15 protein-coding genes are annotated in these 18649 nt (G+C 65.6%); 8 read left to right on the plus strand and 7 right to left on the minus strand.

Features of this window, described 5'->3' with window-relative positions; all coding sequences use genetic code 11:
• Window positions 1-52: 52 nt before the first annotated feature.
• A complete protein-coding gene (leuC, locus tag P0652_RS05240) occupies window positions 53-1462 on the minus strand; it encodes a 3-isopropylmalate dehydratase large subunit (RefSeq protein ID WP_284177716.1) in 1410 nt (469 codons plus the stop codon).
• Between the two features lie 305 nt (window positions 1463-1767).
• On the opposite strand from leuC, the gene P0652_RS05245 reads away from it, so the two are divergent.
• Together P0652_RS05245 and speB are read left to right on the plus strand one after the other, a co-directional pair.
• The gene (locus P0652_RS05245) at window positions 1768-3702 is read left to right on the plus strand and encodes a potassium transporter Kup (protein WP_502947461.1); all 1935 of its coding nucleotides are present in this window, start codon (window positions 1768-1770) and stop codon (window positions 3700-3702) included.
• A gap of 63 nt (window positions 3703-3765) precedes the next feature.
• Window positions 3766-4815 carry an agmatinase gene (gene speB, locus P0652_RS05250; RefSeq protein WP_284177717.1) on the plus strand — a complete coding sequence of 350 codons (1050 nt, stop codon included), beginning with the start codon at window positions 3766-3768 and terminating at the stop codon, window positions 4813-4815.
• On the opposite strand, the gene P0652_RS05255 is transcribed toward speB, so the two are convergent.
• Together P0652_RS05255 and P0652_RS05260 are read right to left on the minus strand one after the other, a co-directional pair.
• Window positions 4796-5632 carry an alpha/beta hydrolase gene (locus P0652_RS05255; RefSeq protein WP_284177718.1) on the minus strand — a complete coding sequence of 279 codons (837 nt, stop codon included), beginning with the start codon at window positions 5630-5632 and terminating at the stop codon, window positions 4796-4798. The genes speB and P0652_RS05255 overlap by 20 nt on opposite strands.
• A 6-nt stretch (window positions 5633-5638) precedes the next feature.
• Window positions 5639-6577: a LysR family transcriptional regulator gene (locus P0652_RS05260; protein ID WP_284177719.1), complete on the minus strand. Its 939-nt coding sequence runs from the start codon at window positions 6575-6577 to the stop codon at window positions 5639-5641.
• Window positions 6578-6759: 182 nt separating this feature from the next.
• On the opposite strand from P0652_RS05260, the gene P0652_RS05265 reads away from it, so the two are divergent.
• The 5 genes from P0652_RS05265 (at window position 6760) to P0652_RS05285 (ending at window position 12307) form a co-directional block, all read left to right on the plus strand.
• Window positions 6760-8340, plus strand: a complete 1581-nt coding sequence (locus P0652_RS05265; RefSeq protein ID WP_284177720.1) for an ABC transporter substrate-binding protein — start codon at window positions 6760-6762, stop codon at window positions 8338-8340.
• A gap of 88 nt (window positions 8341-8428) precedes the next feature.
• On the plus strand, window positions 8429-9406 hold the full coding sequence (locus P0652_RS05270; protein ID WP_284177721.1) for an ABC transporter permease: 978 nt from the start codon (window positions 8429-8431) through the stop codon (window positions 9404-9406).
• Entirely contained in the window at window positions 9403-10305 is a 903-nt protein-coding gene (locus P0652_RS05275) for an ABC transporter permease (RefSeq protein WP_284177722.1), read from the plus strand. Before P0652_RS05270 ends, P0652_RS05275 begins: the two co-directional genes overlap by 4 nt.
• A 2-nt stretch (window positions 10306-10307) precedes the next feature.
• A complete protein-coding gene (locus P0652_RS05280) occupies window positions 10308-11291 on the plus strand; it encodes an ABC transporter ATP-binding protein (RefSeq protein ID WP_284177723.1) in 984 nt (327 codons plus the stop codon).
• On the plus strand, window positions 11291-12307 hold the full coding sequence (locus P0652_RS05285; protein ID WP_284177724.1) for an ABC transporter ATP-binding protein: 1017 nt from the start codon (window positions 11291-11293) through the stop codon (window positions 12305-12307). The genes P0652_RS05280 and P0652_RS05285 overlap by 1 nt, the downstream gene beginning before the upstream one ends.
• 30 nt (window positions 12308-12337) lie before the next feature.
• On the opposite strand, the gene P0652_RS05290 is transcribed toward P0652_RS05285, so the two are convergent.
• From P0652_RS05290 to galE, 3 genes are read right to left on the minus strand one after another with little or no spacing between them, the layout of a single operon-like run.
• Window positions 12338-13573: an SGNH/GDSL hydrolase family protein gene (locus P0652_RS05290; protein ID WP_284177725.1), complete on the minus strand. Its 1236-nt coding sequence runs from the start codon at window positions 13571-13573 to the stop codon at window positions 12338-12340.
• 51 nt (window positions 13574-13624) lie between these two features.
• Entirely contained in the window at window positions 13625-14884 is a 1260-nt protein-coding gene (locus P0652_RS05295) for a lytic murein transglycosylase (protein WP_284177726.1), read from the minus strand.
• A 50-nt stretch (window positions 14885-14934) separates the two neighbouring features.
• Window positions 14935-15921, minus strand: a complete 987-nt coding sequence (galE, locus tag P0652_RS05300; RefSeq protein WP_284177727.1) for a UDP-glucose 4-epimerase GalE — start codon at window positions 15919-15921, stop codon at window positions 14935-14937.
• 129 nt (window positions 15922-16050) lie between these two features.
• Here galE and galU point away from each other — a divergent pair, with 129 nt between their 5' ends.
• Window positions 16051-16926, plus strand: coding sequence for a UTP--glucose-1-phosphate uridylyltransferase GalU (galU, locus tag P0652_RS05305; RefSeq protein ID WP_284177728.1), 876 nt, complete (start codon window positions 16051-16053; stop codon window positions 16924-16926).
• A gap of 14 nt (window positions 16927-16940) precedes the next feature.
• Here galU and P0652_RS05310 read toward each other — a convergent pair whose 3' ends face one another.
• A complete protein-coding gene (locus P0652_RS05310; protein ID WP_284177729.1) occupies window positions 16941-18620 on the minus strand; it encodes an outer membrane beta-barrel protein in 1680 nt (559 codons plus the stop codon).
• Window positions 18621-18649: the final 29 nt, after the last annotated feature.

Below are 18649 nucleotides of genomic sequence, written 5' to 3' on the forward strand. Positions count from 1 at the left end.
ACGCCTTTTCTGCGATCTGCCGGCTTCCGTCAGATCGGAAAAAGCTATGGCCTCAGCCGATCGTGCGGATATCCACGAAGCGGCCGGCAATGGCCGCAGCGGCCGCCATCTGCGGCGAGACGAGATGCGTGCGGCCCTTGAAGCCCTGGCGGCCCTCGAAATTGCGGTTCGAGGTCGAGGCGCAGCGCTGGCCCGGCTTGAGCTGGTCCGGGTTCATGCCAAGGCACATGGAGCAGCCCGGCTCGCGCCACTGGAACCCGGCGGCGATGAAGATCTTGTCGAGACCTTCGGCCTCGGCCTGTTCCTTGACGAGGCCCGAGCCCGGCACGACCATCGCGTAATCAAGGCGCGAGGAGACCGTCTTGCCCTCGAGGATCTTGGCGGCGGCGCGCAGATCCTCGATCCGGCCATTGGTGCAGGAGCCGATCCAGACCACGTCCAGCTCGATATCGGTGATCTTCGTGCCGGCGGCGAGGCCCATATAGGCGAGGGCGCGGATCTTCGATTCACGCTTGGTCTCGTCCGGGATAACGGAAGGATCCGGCACGGCGCCGGTGATCGAGACGACGTCTTCCGGCGAGGTGCCCCAGGACACGATGGGCGGCAGGTTGTTCGCATCCAGCGTCACCACCCGGTCGAAATGTGCGCCGGCATCGGTGCGCAACGTGTCCCAGTAGCGGCGGGCCGCATCCCAGGCGGCGCCCTTCGGCGCTTTCGGCCGGCCTTCGAGATAGGCATAGGTCTTCTCGTCCGGCGCGATCAGGCCGGCGCGGGCGCCGCCCTCGATCGACATGTTGCAGACGGTCATGCGGCCTTCCATCGAGAGCGCCTCGATGGCCGAGCCGGCATATTCGATCACCGAGCCGGTGCCGCCGGCGGTGCCGATCTCGCCGATGATGGCAAGGACGATATCCTTGGCGGTGACGCCGCCCTGCAGGGTGCCATCCACCTGCACGCGCATGTTCTTAGCCTTTTTCTGGATCAGCGTCTGGGTGGCGAGCACATGCTCGACCTCGGACGTGCCGATGCCATGGGCGAGGGCCCCGAAAGCGCCATGGGTAGAGGTGTGGCTGTCGCCGCAGACGATGGTCGTGCCCGGCAGGGTGAAGCCCTGTTCCGGGCCGATCACGTGGACGATGCCCTGGCGCTTGTCGCGCTCGGAGTAATATTCAACGCCGAAATCGGCAGCGTTCTGCGCCAGCGTCTCGACCTGGATGCGGCTTTCCTCTTCCTCGATGCCTTTCGAGCGGTCGGAGGTGGGGACATTATGGTCGACCACGGCGAGGGTCTTTTCCGGGGCACGGACCTTGCGGCCCGTCATGCGGAGGCCCTCGAAAGCCTGCGGCGAGGTGACCTCATGGACGAGATGGCGGTCAATGTAGAGCAGGCAGGTTCCATCCGGCTGGCGATCCACCACGTGGTCGTCGAAGATCTTGTCATACAGGGTGGTCGGCGTGCTCATCTCATCTCTCCTTCGCGTCGCCGGGCAGGGCGGCGGCGTGGCACGGCAGCTTCCCGCCGCGCGGCGCCGTGATTTACGCCAATCGCCGCCCGGATTCCAGCCCCTTCTTGGGAAAGGTTCCAAAGCGGAAGGGCGGTGCGGTTATCCGCCCTGCGGACAAAACCGGGCTATCCGCTGTCGGGCGATGGGTGTATAAGGCGCGCCGCCCCGACCGGTTTGCCTTGCGCTGCAGCAAGGCCCGGACGGGTTACGGACGAGACAGGCGCGGCTTGTCCTGCCGGCCTATCGAACAAGGGAATTCCGGCATGGGCGATCATTCGTCGACGGGCGGGCCGCATGAGGATCATGGCGGGCACGGGGCCGGATTGTCGGGCCCCATGCGCACCTTCGCGCTGGCCGTCGGTTCCGTCGGCGTGGTCTACGGCGATATCGGCACCTCGCCGCTCTATGCGCTGAAGGAATCTGTCCATCACGCCGCGAAGGACGGGATTACCCGCGCCGAAGTGATCGGGATCGTCTCGCTGCTCATCTGGGCGGTGATTGTCGTCGTCACCATCAAATATGTCATCTTCATCATGCGTGCCGACAACAAGGGCGAGGGCGGCACGCTCTCGCTGATGGCGCTGGCGCAGCAGGCTTTCGGCCGGCGCAGCCCGGTCATCTTCCTGCTCGGCGTGATGGGCGCAGCCCTTTTCTACGGTGATTCGATCATCACCCCGGCGATCTCGGTGCTCTCGGCCGTGGAGGGGCTCAAGCTCGTCCACCCCGCCTTCACCGACCAGTGGAACGTGATCATGCTGGCGATTGCCATCCTGTTCGCGCTTTTCCTGGTGCAGAGCCGGGGCACCGAGAGCGTCGCCCGGTTTTTCGGCCCGATCATGGTGATCTGGTTCACCGTGATCGCTGTGCTCGGCATCATGCATATCGAGGATGACATCGGCATCCTCGCCGCGTTCAACCCCTATCACGCGGCCGAATTCGTGGCCGGCCATGGCGTGATCGGGCTGCTGGTGCTGGGCTCCGTCTTCCTCGCTGTGACCGGTGCCGAAGCGCTTTATGCCGATATGGGGCATTTCGGCCGCCGCCCGATCCGGCTCGCCTGGCTGCTCTTCGTTTTCCCGGCCCTCACGCTGAACTATCTCGGCCAGGGCGCGTTCGTGCTCAAGAACATCACCGATCCCAAGGCGATCGAGAACCCGTTCTTCCTGCTCGCCCCGGAATGGGCCGTGCTGCCGCTGGTCATCCTGTCGGGCGTGGCGACCATCATCGCCAGCCAAGCCGTGATTACCGGCGCCTTCTCCCTGACCCAGCAGGCAGTCCAGCTCGGCCTGCTGCCACGCATCGAGATCCGCCATACCTCCGAGACCACGCTCGGCCAGATCTATATCCCGCAGGTCAATTGGCTGCTGGCGCTCGGCGTCTTCGCGCTGGTGCTGTCGTTCAAGACCTCGAGCTCGCTTGCCTCGGCCTATGGCATCGCCGTGACGGGAGCCATGCTTGCGGATACGGGGCTGTTCTTCATCGTCGCGCGCTATGTCTGGCAATGGCCGAACTGGCGCGTGGCGTTGTTCGGCATCCCGTTCCTTGCGATCGACCTGATCTTCTTCGGCGCGAATTGCCTGAAGATCCCCGATGGCGCCTACATGCCGCTGATCTTCGGCGCGGTGCTGATCCTGATGATGTGGACCTGGGTCCGCGGGACGCGGATCATCAACGAGAAGTCGCGCAGGGATTCGGTGCCGCTGGTCGACCTGATCAAGATGCTCGAGAAATCGAAACCCGTCCGCGTGGCCGGGACGGCGGTGTTCCTCACCGCCGATCCGGAGACCGCGCCCGGTGCCTTGCTGCATAATCTCAAGCACAACAAGGTGCTCCACAAGCGCAACATCATGCTGACGATCCGCACCGAGGACATGCCGCGCGTGCCGGAATCGGAGAAACTCCTCATCGAGGAACTCAGCGAGGATGTGAAGCGGATCGTCGTCCGGATCGGCTATATGGAAACGCCGCGCGTGCCGCATTTCCTCGCGCTGGCGCGCCGCCGCGGGCTGGATTTCGACATCATGCAGACGTCGTTCTTCCTCGGAAAGCGGACGATCAAGGCCGCGGCAACGTCCGGCATGCCGCTCTGGCAGGACAATCTCTTCATCTTCCTGTCCCGGACGGCGGCGAATGCGACGGACTTCTTCCATATCCCGACCGGGCGTGTGGTCGAGCTCGGCGCGCAGGTCACGGTCTGAGGTCGGGCCAACGGCGCTTGCCTTCGCCACTCGGGCTTGCCACTCTTCGCGGCAACGCGAGGATTGACCATGGATCCGAAGAAACTCGAGGCCCTCCGCGCCCGCTACAGCGGGGCTGGGGCCACCGATGTGCATGACCCCGAATTCAGGAAGGTCGTTGACCTGCTGTTCACCGGCAAGGACCGCCGGGCCAAGCCCTATGAGGGCATCTCCACCTTCCTCGATGCGCCTTACCGGCCCGAGATTGCATCGGACAAGGCGTTTTCCGCGCTGGATGTGCCGCTGATCGGCGTGCCGATGGATCTCGGCGTGACGCATCGGCCCGGCTCGCGTTTCGGGCCAAGGGCCGTGCGGCAGGTGGAGCGGATCGGGCCCTATCACGAGGTTCATCGCATCGTGCCGCTGGCGGAATGCCGGATCGCCGATATCGGCGATGTGCCGTTCCGCAGCCGCTACAACCTTGCCGAGAGCCACGAGGATATCGAAGCCTTCTACGGCCCGATCGCCGCGGCGGGCTGCCGGCCGGTCTCGGTCGGCGGGGATCATTCCATCACGTTGCCGATCCTCAAGGCGCTGGGGCGCGGGCGGCCGGTGGGGATGATCCATATCGATGCCCATTGCGACACGAGTGCGCCCTATGAGGGCACGCGTTTCCATCATGGCGGGCCGTTCCGGCAGGCGGTGCTGGAAGGCGTGCTCGATCCCGAACGGGTGATCCAGATCGGCATCCGCGGCAATGCCGAGTATCTCTGGGAATTCTCCTATGAAAGCGGGATGACGGTGATCCATGCCGAGGAATTCCACCGTCTCGGCGTGGACGAGACCATCGCCCGAATGCGCAAGGTGGTGGGCGACGGGCCGGTCTATCTGTCCTTCGACGTGGATAGCCTCGATCCCGCCTTCGCGCCGGGAACGGGGACGCCGGAAGCCGGCGGGCTCTCGACCCGCGAGGCGATGGCTTTGCTGCGTGGCGCGGCGGGGCTCGATATTGTCGGCGGCGATGTTGTCGAGGTGGCGCCCCAATATGATGCCACGAGCAATACCGCGCAGGCCGGCGCGCAGATCCTTTTCGAGATCGTGAGCCTGATTGCGCTCAGGCTCCGCAAAGACTGACCAGTTGGCCGGTTAATTCGCTGTCAGGGTCAGCCAATCCGGCGATCACGGTGAAATGGTTGGCGCCGGCGAGTTCGAGGCAGGTCGTGTCGATGCCATGCCTCTGCCAGACCCGGCAGATATCACGGCTCTGGCGGAGATATTCGGCGCTTTCCGCGCCACCCACTGCAGCGACGAGGCGGCGGCCTGCGGGCGGCATATGCACGATCGGCGAGAGGCGCCGGGCCTCGGCCTCGGACATGCCCAAAGCCTTGTTGATCGAGGTGCCGACCAATGGCGGCAGATCGAAAAGCCCGGAAATGGCGAGGCCGGCGGGTGTAAGGTCTCCCGGTGCGGCGGGGTCGAGTGCCTTCCAGTCGACCGCCAGGGCCATCGCGGTGAGATGGCCGCCGGCCGAGTGGCCATAGGGCACGACGCGGCGGCCGGTCCGGCGCCAGAGATCGAGGATCGCCTGTCGCGTCTGTTCGACGATCGCGGCCATCGGGACGTTCGGGCAGAGATCATATTCCATGATCGCGGCCGTCAGCCCGCGGGCATTGGGGCCCGCGGCCATGTGGCTGAAGAAGCTGCGGTCGAGCGCCTGCCAGTAGCCACCATGGATGAAGAGCAGGACCGGCCCTTCGCCGGCGGCGGGGAAGAGATCATAGCGGTGCCGCTCGCCGGGCCCGTAGGCGAGTCCCGCCTCATGCGGCATGGCGGCGCGGTAGGCGGCGGCATCTGACGACCAGCCGGCGATGATGCCGGGATGTTCCGGCACGCGGGCCCGGTTGTTGTATTCGGCTTCGTAATCGGGCGACATCGGCAGGGATCCCGGCATGGAGGCTCAGAGAGAGCGAATCGGCAGCGAGTATCCGTCTTCCAGCTGATGCTTGCGAACAAAATCGATGAAACGGCGCGCCACCGCAGAGGGCGGCATCATCGAGGGCAGCACGAAGGAGGTCTGGTAGGGAATGCTGGGCCGGAACGGGATGAAGCGGATATCCGGGTCGTGCCGCAACGACATCGGGAAGGGGTTGATGATCGTCATTCCCACCCCGGCCCGAACGAATTCATAGGCCGCGACGGCCGTCGAGACCTCGATCAGGATGCGCGGCTCGACGCCCGCTCCAAGAAAAAGGCGCTCCAACTGGGTGCGGGACGGAAAGCGCCGGGCCAGCGCGATAAAGGGCTGGTCATGCAGGTCTTCCGGGGTGAGGAACGGCCGGTCGGCAAGGGGGGAGCCCGGCGGGAGGATCGCATGCGCATCCGAGGACCGGAAGGTGAGATAGCGGACCCCGGCATGATCAGGCCCGGAATCGACGAGGCCGAGATCCATGTTGCCATTGGCCATCATGGTCACGACTTCGGGCCCGGATCCGATCTCGACATAGATTCGCGTTTCCGGTTCGGAGCGCGAAAACTCGCCCAGCAGGCGATGCAGGAACCAATGGGCGAGAGTCGGCGGTGCTGCGACCCGCAGGACCGGGCTGGCATCTTCCGGCCGCCAGCGCACGCGCTCCAGCCGTTCGAAGGTCAGGAAGATCGGCTCGCTCTCTTGATGCAGCGCGAGCGCCTCGGCGGTCGGCAGGAGGCGCCCGCCCTCGCGCCGGAACAGCGTCAATCCCGTCCGTTCCTCGAGCTGGTGGATCGCCCGCGAGACGGCGGGCTGCGAGATCCCGAGTTTCCTGGCTGCTGCTGTGGCCTTGCCGAAAAGGATCAGCGTACGGAGAACCTCCAGTTCCCGGAGGGTGGGCCGTCGGCCGGGATTTGCGGGTTCCTGCATAGACCCATGCCTTTCAGTTATATCAATTTCAGTGACAATAACTGAACTGAATAGTAGTGTCACGTTATCGTGCCGGCCTCGCAATTTACGCTTGGACATTCATCCGGGCTGACGTGAGAATGGTGCATTGCCGGCCGGGAGACGTCCTCAAGGAGCCCCGGCCTGTCCGCAGGGAGACGATGATGCGAACACTGTTTAAGCCCGCCCTGATGGCGGTTGTGCTCGGTTGCGGTTGGGCGCTGCCCGCCGCCGCGCAGGAGCTGAAGATCGCGATGTCCTCCGAGCCCAGCTCGGCTGACCCGCATTACCACAACCTGACGCCGAACAACCAGATTGCGCGGCACATGTATGAGACGCTGGTCTTCATGGACCAGTACCAGGCGATCGGCCCGGGCCTTGCCTCGAGCTGGAAGATCATCGATGACACAACCTGGGAGTTCAAGCTCCGGGCCAATGTCAAGTTCCATGACGGCTCGCCGCTGACGGTCGATGACGTGATCTTCACTTTCAATCGCGTGCCGAACGTGCCGAAGTCCCCGGCGCCGAAGACCTCCTATATTCGCGGCAAGACGATCGAGAAGGTCGATGACCTGACCTTCCGGGTGAAGACGCCCAAGGTCGAGGCGCTGATGCTGAACCATCTCGCGAATATCGAGATCATGTCGGCCAAGGCTTCGGCCAATGCGACGACCGAGGATATCAATGCCGGCAAGGGCGCGGTGGGCACCGGTCCGTACCAGTTTGTCGAGTTCGTGCCCGGTGACCGGCTCGTCCTCAAGCGCAACGATGCCTATTGGGGCAACAAGGAGCCGTGGGCAAAGGTGACGTTCCGCTTCATCAAGTCGGATCCGACCCGTGTTGCGGCGCTCCTCTCGGGCGATGTCGATGTGATCGAGACGGTTCCGACGGCGGACGCCCAGCGCCTCGCCAAGGATCCGAAAGTGTCGGTCGCGAGTGCGCTCTCGAACCGCCTCGTCTATCTCCACATGGATCGCTACCGCGCCGAAACCCCGTTCGTGAAGGGCAAGGATGGCAGCCAGATCAAGAACCCATTCCATGATCTGAAGGTGCGGCAGGCCATCACCAAGGCCATCAACCGCCCGGCCATCGTCGAGCGGATCATGGAAGGCGAGGCCGTGCCGGCCAGCCAGATGCTGCCGGATTCCTATGCCGGCACGTCGAAGAAGCTGAAGCCGGTCGCCTATGATGTCGAAGGCGCACGCAAGCTGCTGGCCGAGGCTGGCTACCCGAACGGCTTCAAGCTGACGATCCACGGCCCGAATGGCCGCTATACCAACGATACCAAGATCATCGAGGCCGTGGCCCAGATGCTGACCCGCGTCGGCATCGAAGCCAGCGTCGAGACTCTGCCGCCGGCGGTGTTCTTCTCGCGCGCCTCAAGCGGTGGTCCGGACAAGCAGCCGGAATTCTCGATGATAATGGCCGGCTGGTCCGCAGGGACCGGCGAGCCGAGTGACTCGCTGCGCGCCCTGCTCGGCACGTTCGATCCGAAGGTCGGGCGCGGTTCGGCCAATCGCGGCCGCTATTCGAACCCGGCCATGGATACCGTGCTCGACAAGGCGCTCTCCACGGTCGATTTTGACAAGCGCAACGTGCTGCTGGCCGAAGCCGCCGAGATCGTCATGGGCGATGTCGGGCTGATCCCGATCCACTACCAGAAGAATACCTGGGCGGCGAAGAAGGGCCTCAAAGTCACGCCGCGGACCGACGAATACACCCTCGCCATGTCGGTGCGTCCGTAACCGCCAAGAAGCAGCGGGGCCGTCCGGCTCCGCTGCTCCTCAAGGCGTGTACCTGTCCTGGCGCGATTGCCTCCCCGGGGAGTTTTCCATGCTGGCTTTTGTCATCCGGCGGCTTGCGCAGGCGTTCTTCGTCGTCGTCGCCATGGTCGTTCTCGTCTTCTTCGGCACCTATGTGATCGGCGACCCTGTCTGGATGATGGTGCCGGGCGATGCCACGCAGGAGCAGGTCGAGGAGGTGCGCCGCACCTTCGGCTTCGACCAGCCGGTCTATATCCAGTTCCTGACCTTCCTCGGTGATGTGCTGCGGGGCGAGTTCGGCCGGTCCTATGTGCATGGGTCCTCGGCCATCGGCCTCATCGTCGACCGGATGCCGGCAACCCTTGAACTGGCCCTCGCGGCCCTGATCCTCGCCATCGTGATCGGCATTCCGCACGGGCTCTTCGCCGGGCTGAAGCCGGAACATCCGGTCTCGCGCGGGATCATGGCTGTCTCGATTCTCGGTTTCTCGCTGCCCACGTTCTGGGTCGGGCTGATGCTGATCATGCTGTTCTCGGTGATGCTGGGCTGGCTCCCCGCCACGGGGCGAGGTCCCGTGATGTCGATCCTCGGCATCGAGACCTCCTTGTTCAGCCTCGAGGGCTGGCGGCATCTCTTCCTGCCGGCGCTCAACCTGGCCCTGCTCAAGATCAGCCTGGTGATCCGGCTGACGCGCTCTGGCGCCCGCGAGGCAAGCCTTCAGGATTACGTGAAATTCGCCCGGGCCAAGGGCCTGTCTCCGCGCCGCATCATCGGTGTTCACATCCTCAAGAATATCATGATCCCCATCGTCACCGTGCTCGGGCTGGAATTCGGTTCGCTGGTGGCCTTCTCCGTCGTCACCGAGACCATCTTCGCCTGGCCGGGCATGGGCAAACTCCTGCTGGAAGCGATCCAGCGCCTCGATCGCCCGCTCATCGTCGGCTACGTGATGGTGGTGGTGCTCCTCTTCGTGACGATCAACCTGATCGTCGACATCCTCTATTCCGCGCTCGATCCGCGCGTCCGCCTCACGGGGAGCCAGTCATGAGCGCAACGACTTCGAACCCGGCTCCGGCGCAGGGCGAATTCGCCCGGTTCGCCGCCCGCTTCGCCGAGGACCGCGTCGCCGTGTTCGGCCTGGTCCTGTTGTTTGTCATCGTCGCGATGGCGCTGCTGGCGCCCTTCATCTCGCCGCAGAACCCCTATGATCTCGGCAAGGTCGACATCATGGATTCGCGGCAGCCGCCCGGGGCCAAGGCGGGTGACGGTTTCGACATGCTGCTCGGCTCGGACGGGATGGGGCGTGACCTGTTCTCCAGCATTCTCTACGGGCTGCGCATCTCGCTGACCGTGGGCGTGCTCAGCGGCGTGATTGCCGCAACCCTCGGCCTCGTGCTGGGGCTCATCGCCGCCTATGCCGGTGGCCGCATCGAGACGCTGATCATGCGTGTCGTCGATCTCCAGCTCTCGCTCCCCTCGGTGCTGGTGGCGCTGATCCTTGTCGCGTTGCTCGGCAAGGGCATCGACAAGATCATCCTCGCTCTCGTCGTCGTGCAATGGGCCTACTATGCCCGCACGGTGCGCGGCTCGGCACTGGTGGAGCGGCGCAAGGAATATGTCGAGGCGGCACGGTCGCTCGGGCTTTCGCATGCCCGGACGGTGTTCCGCCACATCCTGCCGAACTGCCTCGCGCCGGTCATCGTCATCGCCACGGTGCAGACCGCGCATGCGATCAGCCTCGAGGCGACATTGTCCTTCCTCGGTGTCGGCCTGCCGCAGACCGAACCCTCGCTCGGCGTGCTTATCGCCAACGGCTTCCAGTACATGCTGTCGGGCAAATACTGGATCTCGTTTTTCCCCGGCCTCGCGCTGCTGCTGACCATCGTCGCGATCAATCTCGTCGGCGACCGCCTGCGCGACGTGCTCAACCCGCGGCTGGAGAAATGATCATGGCCGAACCGGTTCTTGCGGTCGACAATCTCGCCACGCATTTCTTCACGCGTGACGGCGTGGTGAAGTCAGTCGATGGCGTCTCCTTCACCGTGGCGCCTGGCGAGGTGCTTGGCCTTGTCGGGGAATCCGGCTCCGGCAAATCGGTGACCGGCTTCTCGATCATGGGGCTGATTGACCCGCCCGGACGCATTGTCTCGGGCTCGATCCGGCTGAAGGGCGAGGAGCTGGTCGGACGGACAGAGGCCGAGATGCGGGCGGTTCGCGGACGTTCGCTCGCCATGATCTTCCAGGACCCGATGATGACGCTCAACCCTGTCCTGCGCATTGACACGCAGATGATGGAGGCTGTCCACGCCCATGAAAAGGTGTCGGAGAAGGCCGCGCGTGACCGGGCCGTGCAGGCGCTGGCGCAGGTCGGCATTCCCTCGCCGGAAGAGCGGCTCTCGGCCTATCCGCACCAGTTCTCGGGCGGCATGCGGCAGCGCGTTGCCATCGCCATTGCGCTGATCCACCGGCCGGCGCTGATCATCGCGGATGAACCCACCACCGCGCTCGACGTGACGATCCAGAGCCAGATCCTCGCCGAGGTGCAGAAGCTCTGTGCCGAAAGCGGCACGGCTCTGGTCTGGATCACGCATGACCTTGCCGTCGTGGCCGGCCTCGCTGACCGCGTTGCCGTGATGTATGCGGGCCGCATTGTCGAGCAGGGCCTTGTCGATGATGTGCTCGACCGGCCGCTTCATCCCTATACGCATGGCCTGATCGGATCGGTTCCAGGCGATTCCATGCCGGGCAAGCGGCTCATGCAGATCCCCGGCTCGACGCCTTCGCTCGGGCGGCTGCCGCCGGGCTGCGCCTTCGAACCGCGCTGCAGCCGCGCGGTCGAGACCTGCAGGGCCGGTGCGCCGCCCCTCGCGCAGGGCAGCCATGGCCGCGCCTATCGCTGCATCAACCCTGTTCCCGCCGAGGAGGCCGCGTAATGGCCGCGCAAGAACTCCTGCGTATCGAAGGCATTTCGAAGCGCTTCGTGAAACCGGTCGATCTGGCCGGCCGCATCGCCAACATGATGGGCGCCAGCAACCGGGAAGCCGTTGTCCATGCGGTGGACGGCGTGGATCTCAGCGTGGCCGAAGGCGAGGTTGTGGCTCTGGTCGGTGAATCGGGGTGCGGCAAGTCGACGCTCGGCCGCGTCATTGCCGGCATCCACGAGCCGACCGAAGGCCGCGTTTTCTGGCGCGGGCAAGACATCGCAATGATGGATTCCGCCCACCGGCAGGCCTTCACGCTCGGCGCGCAGATGATCTTCCAGGACCCGATGTCGTCGCTCAATCCGCGCATCCGCGCCGGCGAGATCGTGGGCGAGGCGCCGCGCGTGCATGGCCTTGTCGATGCGGCCGGGCAGGCAGAGTATGTCGCCACCCTGTTCCGGCAGGTCGGGCTCGATCCGGATTATCGCCGGCGTTTTCCACACCAGTTCTCCGGAGGGCAGCGCGCCCGGATCGGCATTGCCCGCGCACTGGCGGTGAAGCCGAAGCTGCTGGTCTGCGATGAATCGGTCGCGGCGCTCGATGTCTCGATCCAGGCGCAGGTGCTCAACCTCTTCATGGACCTGCGCGAAGCGCTCGGCCTCGCCTATGTGTTCATCAGTCATGATCTCGGCGTGGTGCGGCATATTTCCGACCGCATCTTCATCATGTATCTCGGCCGGGTCATCGAAAGCGGGCGCACGGACGAGATTTTCCGCGAACCGGCCCATCCCTATACCCGGGCGCTGCTCGACAACGTGCCCCGGCTCGATGCCCGCAAGCGCAGCTTTTCGACCGTCAAGGGCGAGATTCCCTCTCCGCTGAACCCGCCTCCGGGCTGCCATTTCCATCCGCGCTGCCCGCTGGCCGGCCCGCGCTGCGCTGTCGAGGCGCCGCGCCGGACCGTCCTGTCCGAAGGGCGGATCGTGGCCTGCCATCTTGCCGATGGTGGCGTGGCCGCCGCAGCCTGAGCAGGCCGTATTTCTCGCCCGGCGAGAGAGTTAGCGCCAGCGGAAATCGTCGGCGCGGCCGGTGCGGGGCTCGGGGGCGAGGCCACGGTCGAAGAGATCGCGGGTGACGGGGTCGGCAATCGCCGGCGCCTGGCTTGCCGCGAGGGCCGGCGCCGCATTCTGAACTGCGAGCTGGCGGATCTCGCCGATTTCCGGGCGCTGGCGGATCACTGCAGGCGGAGCAGCTGCCGGCGCCGGAAGCGTGATCGCGCGCTCGATCGGCGGCGGAACGATGCCGGCGGGCAACGAGGCGATGGCCTCACCGGCCGGGGCCTGTTGCGGCGGTACGGCGAGCGGGGATGCCAGCGCGGCCGAGGCAGCGTTGAGCCGGTCCTGGATGCGCAGGCGAAGCGGCTTCTCGACGAAAAACGCGAGCTTGCGCTGCCCGGCCGGTGTGAAATGGATGCCGTCAGGCCCGCGCAGGCGTACGATATCGCCAATGATATCCGGACCGGTCGCCGTGAAGCCCCCGCTGCCATCCGCGAAGCTCTCGTAGGTTTCCACGAAGGTCTCGCCGGCCTGGGTCACGCGGTCGCGGATGAGAGCGTTGAGCGTCGCCATATCCTGTGAAAGACGAGGCGAGCGCATGACGGGCAGCCCCACCCAGACCAGCGGAACCCGGGCCTCCTGCGCCAGCCGGATGATCGTGTCGACGCGCTGGCGATAGGCATCCAGCCAGGCGTCGCCGAGGGGTTCAAGGCTGGACTCGCCGATGCGGATCGCCTGCCTGTCGTTCAGGCCGATCATCACGATCGCGGCTGCCGCATCCGGGGCGGCGGAAAACATCTCTCGAAAAGCCTTCGGCCAGTCATGGTAATCCTCACGCACGAGGCCGGACGAACTGACTGTCTTCGGAAACAACGCCAGATCCGCCTTGATCGCCGGGTCGGCATTCATGCCAGCCGCCAGCGCATCGGCCATGGAATCCCCGATGACGATAATGCGCGGCCGCGTCCCCTCCGCGGGATCGGGCAGGGCCACTGTGACCTCTGGCAGGATCAGTCCGAGCGTCGCGTCGTCGGGATAGAGATTGCGCGGCATATCGTAGCGGCGGCGGGCGCGGTAGGTCTGGCCCGGTTGGGCCGGGGCAACGCGCGGCGCCGCCTGGATGATCCGCCAGCTCTGGACCGAGGCATCACCTTCCGCGCGCAAAGGTGGCGCCGGGGCCAGAACGAGGCAGGCCCATGCGAGCAGCAGGCGGCTGATGGCGTGCGTCATCCGGTTCATGCCCGCACTCTGGCGAGGGGCGGGCGCGCTGGCAAGGGGAATGCCCGGGTCTCAGGGGGCCTTCTTCAGGCGGGCCAGCAAGGCGTGATCGGGATAGCCATCGGCCGGGAGGCCGAGCTTGGCCTGCGCCTTGCGCACCGAATCGCGCGAGATCTCGCCGATACGGCCATCGACCTTGCCGACCGGCAGCCCCATGGCGACCAGCTTGCGCTGCACGTGCTTGACCTCATCCATCGTCAGGCGCTTCTCGTTGCGCGGCCAGCCGGCCTGGAAAGCCGCGCCGCCCAGCAGCCGGTCACCGAGATGGGCGACACCGAGCGCATAGGCATCCGAGGAATTGTATTTCTTGATGACCCGGTAATTCTCGGTGACCAGCAGCGCCGGGCCGCGGATTCCCGCGGGCAGGTAGAGCATGGCCTGGCCCTTGCGTGGCAGGGCGCCGCCGCCGATGCGGGTCAGCCCGGCCTCGCTCCATTTGCCGAAATCATGCATGCCCATCGCACCGGCGAGATTGAACCTCTCGGGCAGGCGCACTTCGACCCCCCAGGGGACACCGCTCTCCCAGCCGAAACTCGCCAGGTAGTTGGCCGTCGAAGCCAGCGCATCCGGGATCGTGCCCCAGATGTCCCGAGCACCGTCGCCATTGCCGTCGACGGCGTATTTCATGAAGCTGGAGGGCATGAACTGGGTCTGCCCCATGGCGCCGGCCCAGGAGCCGCGCATGGCCGAGCGCTCGACATGGCCATCCTGCAGGATGCGCAGCGCGACCAGCAATTCATCGCGAAAGAAGTCGTCACGGTAGCGCTTGAAGGCGAGCGTCGCGAGCGAGCGGATGACATCCTTGTCGCCCGTGAAGGAGCCGAAATTGGTCTCCATGCCCCAGACGCCCAGGACGACGCGGCGGTCGACGCCGTATTTGCGCTCCAGGGCCGCGAGCGTTCCGGCATATTGCTCTGCTGCCGCCCGGCCCCGCTCCATGCGCGAGGCGGAAATCGCGGAATCGATATAGGACCAGATCGGCCGCACGAACTCGCTCTGCTTGCGGGTCAACGCGACAATCGAGCCGTCCGGGGTGACACCGCGGAAGGCCAGATCAAAGGTCTGCCGGGTGATGCCCTGCTTCTGCGCATCCGGCCAGAGCCGGTTCAGGAACGCCTGGAAGCCCGCTCTATCCGGCTGGGCTGCCGGTGCCGATGCACGCGGCTGCGTGGCCGAGCCCGGCAGGGCAGATAGCAGGGCGAGGCTGCCGGCAAGGATCAGCGACCGGAACAGGCGAGGCATCGCAGGCAGCGTCATGTCAGGCAAGGTCATGGGAGGCCTCGTCACAGAATCAGCAGAGTGTAGGCGTGCGGCTCGCGGGATCAACCATTGCGGCCGGCCAGCTTGCGCTCCCACCGGAAGGCACTCGAGACGATTTCCTCGAGGTCATCGTGTTTCGGCGTCCAGTCGAGCGCGGCACGGATCTTTTCCGACTTGGCGACAATGGTCGCCGGATCACCCGGGCGGCGGGGAACAAGCCGGGCCTCGAAATTGACGCCCGTCACCTTCCGAACGACATCGACCACTTCGAGCACCGAAAAGCCGCGGCCGTAACCGCAATTGAGGATCATGCTGTCGCCGCCCCGGCGGAGATGGTTCAGCGCATCGACATGCGCGGTCGCGAGATCCGTGACGTGGATATAATCCCGGATGCAGGAGCCGTCGCGTGTGGCATAGTCGGTGCCGAAAATGTCGAGATGCGGGCGCTGGCCGAGGGCCGTCTGGACGGCAACCTTGATCAGATGCGTAGCATTGGGGAAGCTTTGGCCCGTGCGCCCCTGCGGGTCGGCGCCGGCGACATTGAAATAGCGCAGGATGATGAACTTGAGCCCATGGGCGGCCGCAGCATCCTGCAGCATCCATTCCGTCATGAGTTTCGATCGGCCATAGGGAGAGACCGGCATGGGCGGGGTGGTCTCGTCCACCGGATCGCCCGAGACATCGCCATAGACTGCGGCCGTCGAGGAAAAGATGAACCGTTCCACTCCGCAGCGGATGGCGGTCTCGATCAGCATACGGCTCTTTGCTGTGTTGTTGCCATAATAGAGCATCGGATTGGCGACCGATTCCGGCACGACGATCTTGGCCGCGAAATGCGCGATCTCTGTGATGGCGAATTCCCGGATCACCGATTCCAGGAACGCGGCATCGCCGATATCGCCCCCCCGGAGGACGATTCCCGGCGGCAGGGCCCAGGGATGACCGGTCGAGAGATTGTCGACAACAACGACGGTCTCGCCGCGGTCGACCAGTGCCAGAACCATGTGGGAGCCGATATAGCCCGCACCACCCGTGACCAGAATCGCCATGCCAAGTCCTTTGCAGCATTAAGAATAACGAGCGTAGCGCCTTGTTGTTCAAGGAGCGTTAAGGCAGTAATCCCTAGCACCCGTATGTGTCGACCTGACCTCCGGGTCGTGATCATGAGGCAAGATCCGATGTCCCACCGTATCCGAAAGGCCGTGTTTCCGGTGGCCGGCCTTGGTACCCGATTTCTGCCGGCGACGAAGGCAATCCCGAAGGAGATGCTGACGGTTGTCGACCGTCCGGTGATCCAGCATGTCGTCGACGAGGCCAGGGCGGCGGGGATCGAGCATTTCGTCTTCGTGACCGGCCGGAACAAGCAGGTGATCGAGGATCATTTCGACCGCCAGTACGAGCTGGAGGCCACCTTGCGCCAGCGGGGGAAAACGGCGGAACTCGCGAAGCTCGAGCAGGATACGCCGAAGGCAGGCGCCACCAGTTTTACCCGCCAGCAGGAGCCGCTCGGCCTCGGCCATGCGGTCTGGTGTGCGCGAGATGTGATCGGCAACGAACCGTTCGCCTTGCTCTTGCCGGACATGTTGCATCTCGGCCCGAAGCCCTGCCTCGCCGAAATGATCGAGGCCCATGACCGGCAGGGTGGAAACCTGATCGGCGTCTATCCCGTGGCCGATGACGAGACGCATCAATATGGCATCGTCAATGTCGGTGGTTCGCGCGAGAAGGTCGCGCGGATCGAGGCGATGGTCGAGAAGCCGCCGCGTGGCACAGCGCCGTCCAATCTCGCGATTTCGGGCCGCTACATCCTGCAACCGGAAATCTTCGACCTGCTCGAGAAGCAGGAACGGGGCGCGGGCGGCGAGATCCAGCTCACCGATTCCATGCTCAAGCTGGCCCAGAGCCAGGTCTTCCACGCCGTCCGGTTTGACGGGCAGGTCTATGATACCGGCTCGAAGCTGGGCTTCCTGGCGGCAAATGTGGCCTACGCCATGGCCCGTGAGGATATCGCCCCGGAATTCCGCAAGCAGGCCGCCGCAATCCTCGGCCTCTGAGGGCGCGCGGGGCCTTACCGCGTCAGGCGCATGCCCAGCAGGAAGGTGTGCGCCTGATAGTTTTCGCCCGGCGTGTTGACGTTCAGCCGCTCGAAGGCATACGAGCCGCGCAAGGCCACGAGCCGGTTGAACCGGTATTCGAGGCGCATCCCGGCATTGAGCCCCGTCTCGACACGGTTGACGCCCTCGTAGTCGGTGCGTGACAGGCCCAAAGTGGCTGTCGCCGTGAAGTTCCTCAGGAAGGCATGGGTCAGCGTCATGGTGCCGCGATAGGCGATACCGCCGGCCGAATTGGCCAGCGTGGTCTCGACGACCTCGCTCTGTGCGCGGAGATTGAGCGTCGTCAGCGGCGAGGCCGACCATGTCAGCGCGGCATCGACGACCGGCGCCCGAAGATAGGCGAGGCGCGCATCCTCGTAATGGCGGAACGTATAGCCGGCCCCGGCCTCGCCGGTGAGGTTCCGGGCCAGTTCGAAGGTCGAGCCGGCCCGCAGCGTCAACCCGCGCGAATCCCGGCGGAACCCGCCGGCATCGACGGCAAGGTCATGCACGCGGCTGTCGAGACCGAGTTCGGCGAAGGGCGTGATCCCGGGCGTGACCTCATAGCCGGCCCGGAGCCGAAGGCCATAGGTCACGAGGTTGCGGCTTTCCTGCGAGACGGTAACCCCGCCGGATTCGACATCGGAATAAAGGGCCCGGTCCAATGTGCCGCGCAGGCCGATGCTGAGCCGGCCGAAACGCTGCGTTGCACCGAGCGCGGTGCCGAAATTGTAATAGGGAACCCGCGTCGATGTGCCGGCCGGCAGGTTCACATTGGTCGGGTTTTCGGTATCGACCCGCGCAGACAGGGCGCCCTCGAGCGCGAGGTCGCGGGTGGCGTCCAGGCGCAATGCCGCGCGGACATCGCCTTCGGGACGATTGGCATTGTCGATCGCGGTGTAGCCCGTGTAGGCCCCGCGCAGGGTGAGGTCGAGCTGGTGGCGCGTCCAGTCCGATGTGGCGGCCAGCTCTCCTTCGGCGCGATAAAGCGGCGAGCCGCGCGCGCTGGTGGCGGACCGGGCGGCATTGGTGTCGTAGCCGCCGGAAATCTCGATTGCTGGCCGCAGGATGAAGCCTCCGGCCCGGATCCCGAGCGGGGCATACGGGTCATCCTCGCGCGGGGCGCGGCGCGGAGCCGGCGTTGCCGGGGCGGGGAGGCCGGGTGCAACCGTGTAGGGCACGCCGGGGCGGCCAAGGGGCGGTGCGGCGGCCGCCGGGTCGGGCAAGGTGCCGAGGCGGGTGGCTGTGAGGTCCCGCGGGGAGCGGGGTGCCGCGTTGCCCGAAATGCCCGGGTTGCTGCCGCTGGGCGAGGCGCCGGCAAACCCGCCGGAGCGGGTCTGGCCGGAACCGAGCTGGCGTTTCGCGGCAGGATTGGGATTGCGCCTGAGCCCGAAGCGCGCGCTGGCTGCCGGGCCGACCAGATCCGGTTCCGGGCCGCGCAGGCCGGCCGGGTTCGGCGCGGGCGGTGCGGCAGCCGGCCGGGCGGGGCGGAATTCGCCGTCAAGGGCGCCGGGCGTTCCGGGCGTCTGGTTGCCGAGGATCTGCGCCGTTGCCGGATCGGGCAGTGCGCCCAGCAAGGCAAGCCCGGTCAACACCGCGGGGAGGGTGCGGGCTATCCAGAACGATCCGAAGCGCGTATCAGAGCGGCGCGGCAAGAGGCAGTTTCCCCGGTAGCTGGCCGGGG

This window comes from Rhabdaerophilum sp. SD176 (assembly GCF_030143245.1).
Classification (GTDB): domain Bacteria; phylum Pseudomonadota; class Alphaproteobacteria; order Rhizobiales; family Beijerinckiaceae; genus Rhabdaerophilum.

Excerpts from the sequence above, each read along its gene's own strand:
- leuC (WP_284177716.1), bottom strand. The coding sequence starts at position 1,462 with ATGAGCACGCCGACCACCCTGTATGACAAGATCTTCGACGACCACGTG.
- P0652_RS05245 (WP_502947461.1), top strand. The coding sequence starts at position 1,768 with ATGGGCGATCATTCGTCGACGGGCGGGCCGCATGAGGATCATGGCGGG.
- P0652_RS05255 (WP_284177718.1), bottom strand. The coding sequence starts at position 5,632 with ATGCCGGGATCCCTGCCGATGTCGCCCGATTACGAAGCCGAATACAAC.
- P0652_RS05260 (WP_284177719.1), bottom strand. The coding sequence starts at position 6,577 with ATGCAGGAACCCGCAAATCCCGGCCGACGGCCCACCCTCCGGGAACTG.
- P0652_RS05265 (WP_284177720.1), top strand. The coding sequence starts at position 6,760 with ATGCGAACACTGTTTAAGCCCGCCCTGATGGCGGTTGTGCTCGGTTGC.
- P0652_RS05270 (WP_284177721.1), top strand. The coding sequence starts at position 8,429 with ATGCTGGCTTTTGTCATCCGGCGGCTTGCGCAGGCGTTCTTCGTCGTC.
- P0652_RS05275 (WP_284177722.1), top strand. The coding sequence starts at position 9,403 with ATGAGCGCAACGACTTCGAACCCGGCTCCGGCGCAGGGCGAATTCGCC.
- P0652_RS05280 (WP_284177723.1), top strand. The coding sequence starts at position 10,308 with ATGGCCGAACCGGTTCTTGCGGTCGACAATCTCGCCACGCATTTCTTC.
- P0652_RS05285 (WP_284177724.1), top strand. The coding sequence starts at position 11,291 with ATGGCCGCGCAAGAACTCCTGCGTATCGAAGGCATTTCGAAGCGCTTC.
- P0652_RS05290 (WP_284177725.1), bottom strand. The coding sequence starts at position 13,573 with ATGAACCGGATGACGCACGCCATCAGCCGCCTGCTGCTCGCATGGGCC.
- P0652_RS05295 (WP_284177726.1), bottom strand. The coding sequence starts at position 14,884 with ATGACCTTGCCTGACATGACGCTGCCTGCGATGCCTCGCCTGTTCCGG.
- galE (WP_284177727.1), bottom strand. The coding sequence starts at position 15,921 with ATGGCGATTCTGGTCACGGGTGGTGCGGGCTATATCGGCTCCCACATG.
- galU (WP_284177728.1), top strand. The coding sequence starts at position 16,051 with ATGTCCCACCGTATCCGAAAGGCCGTGTTTCCGGTGGCCGGCCTTGGT.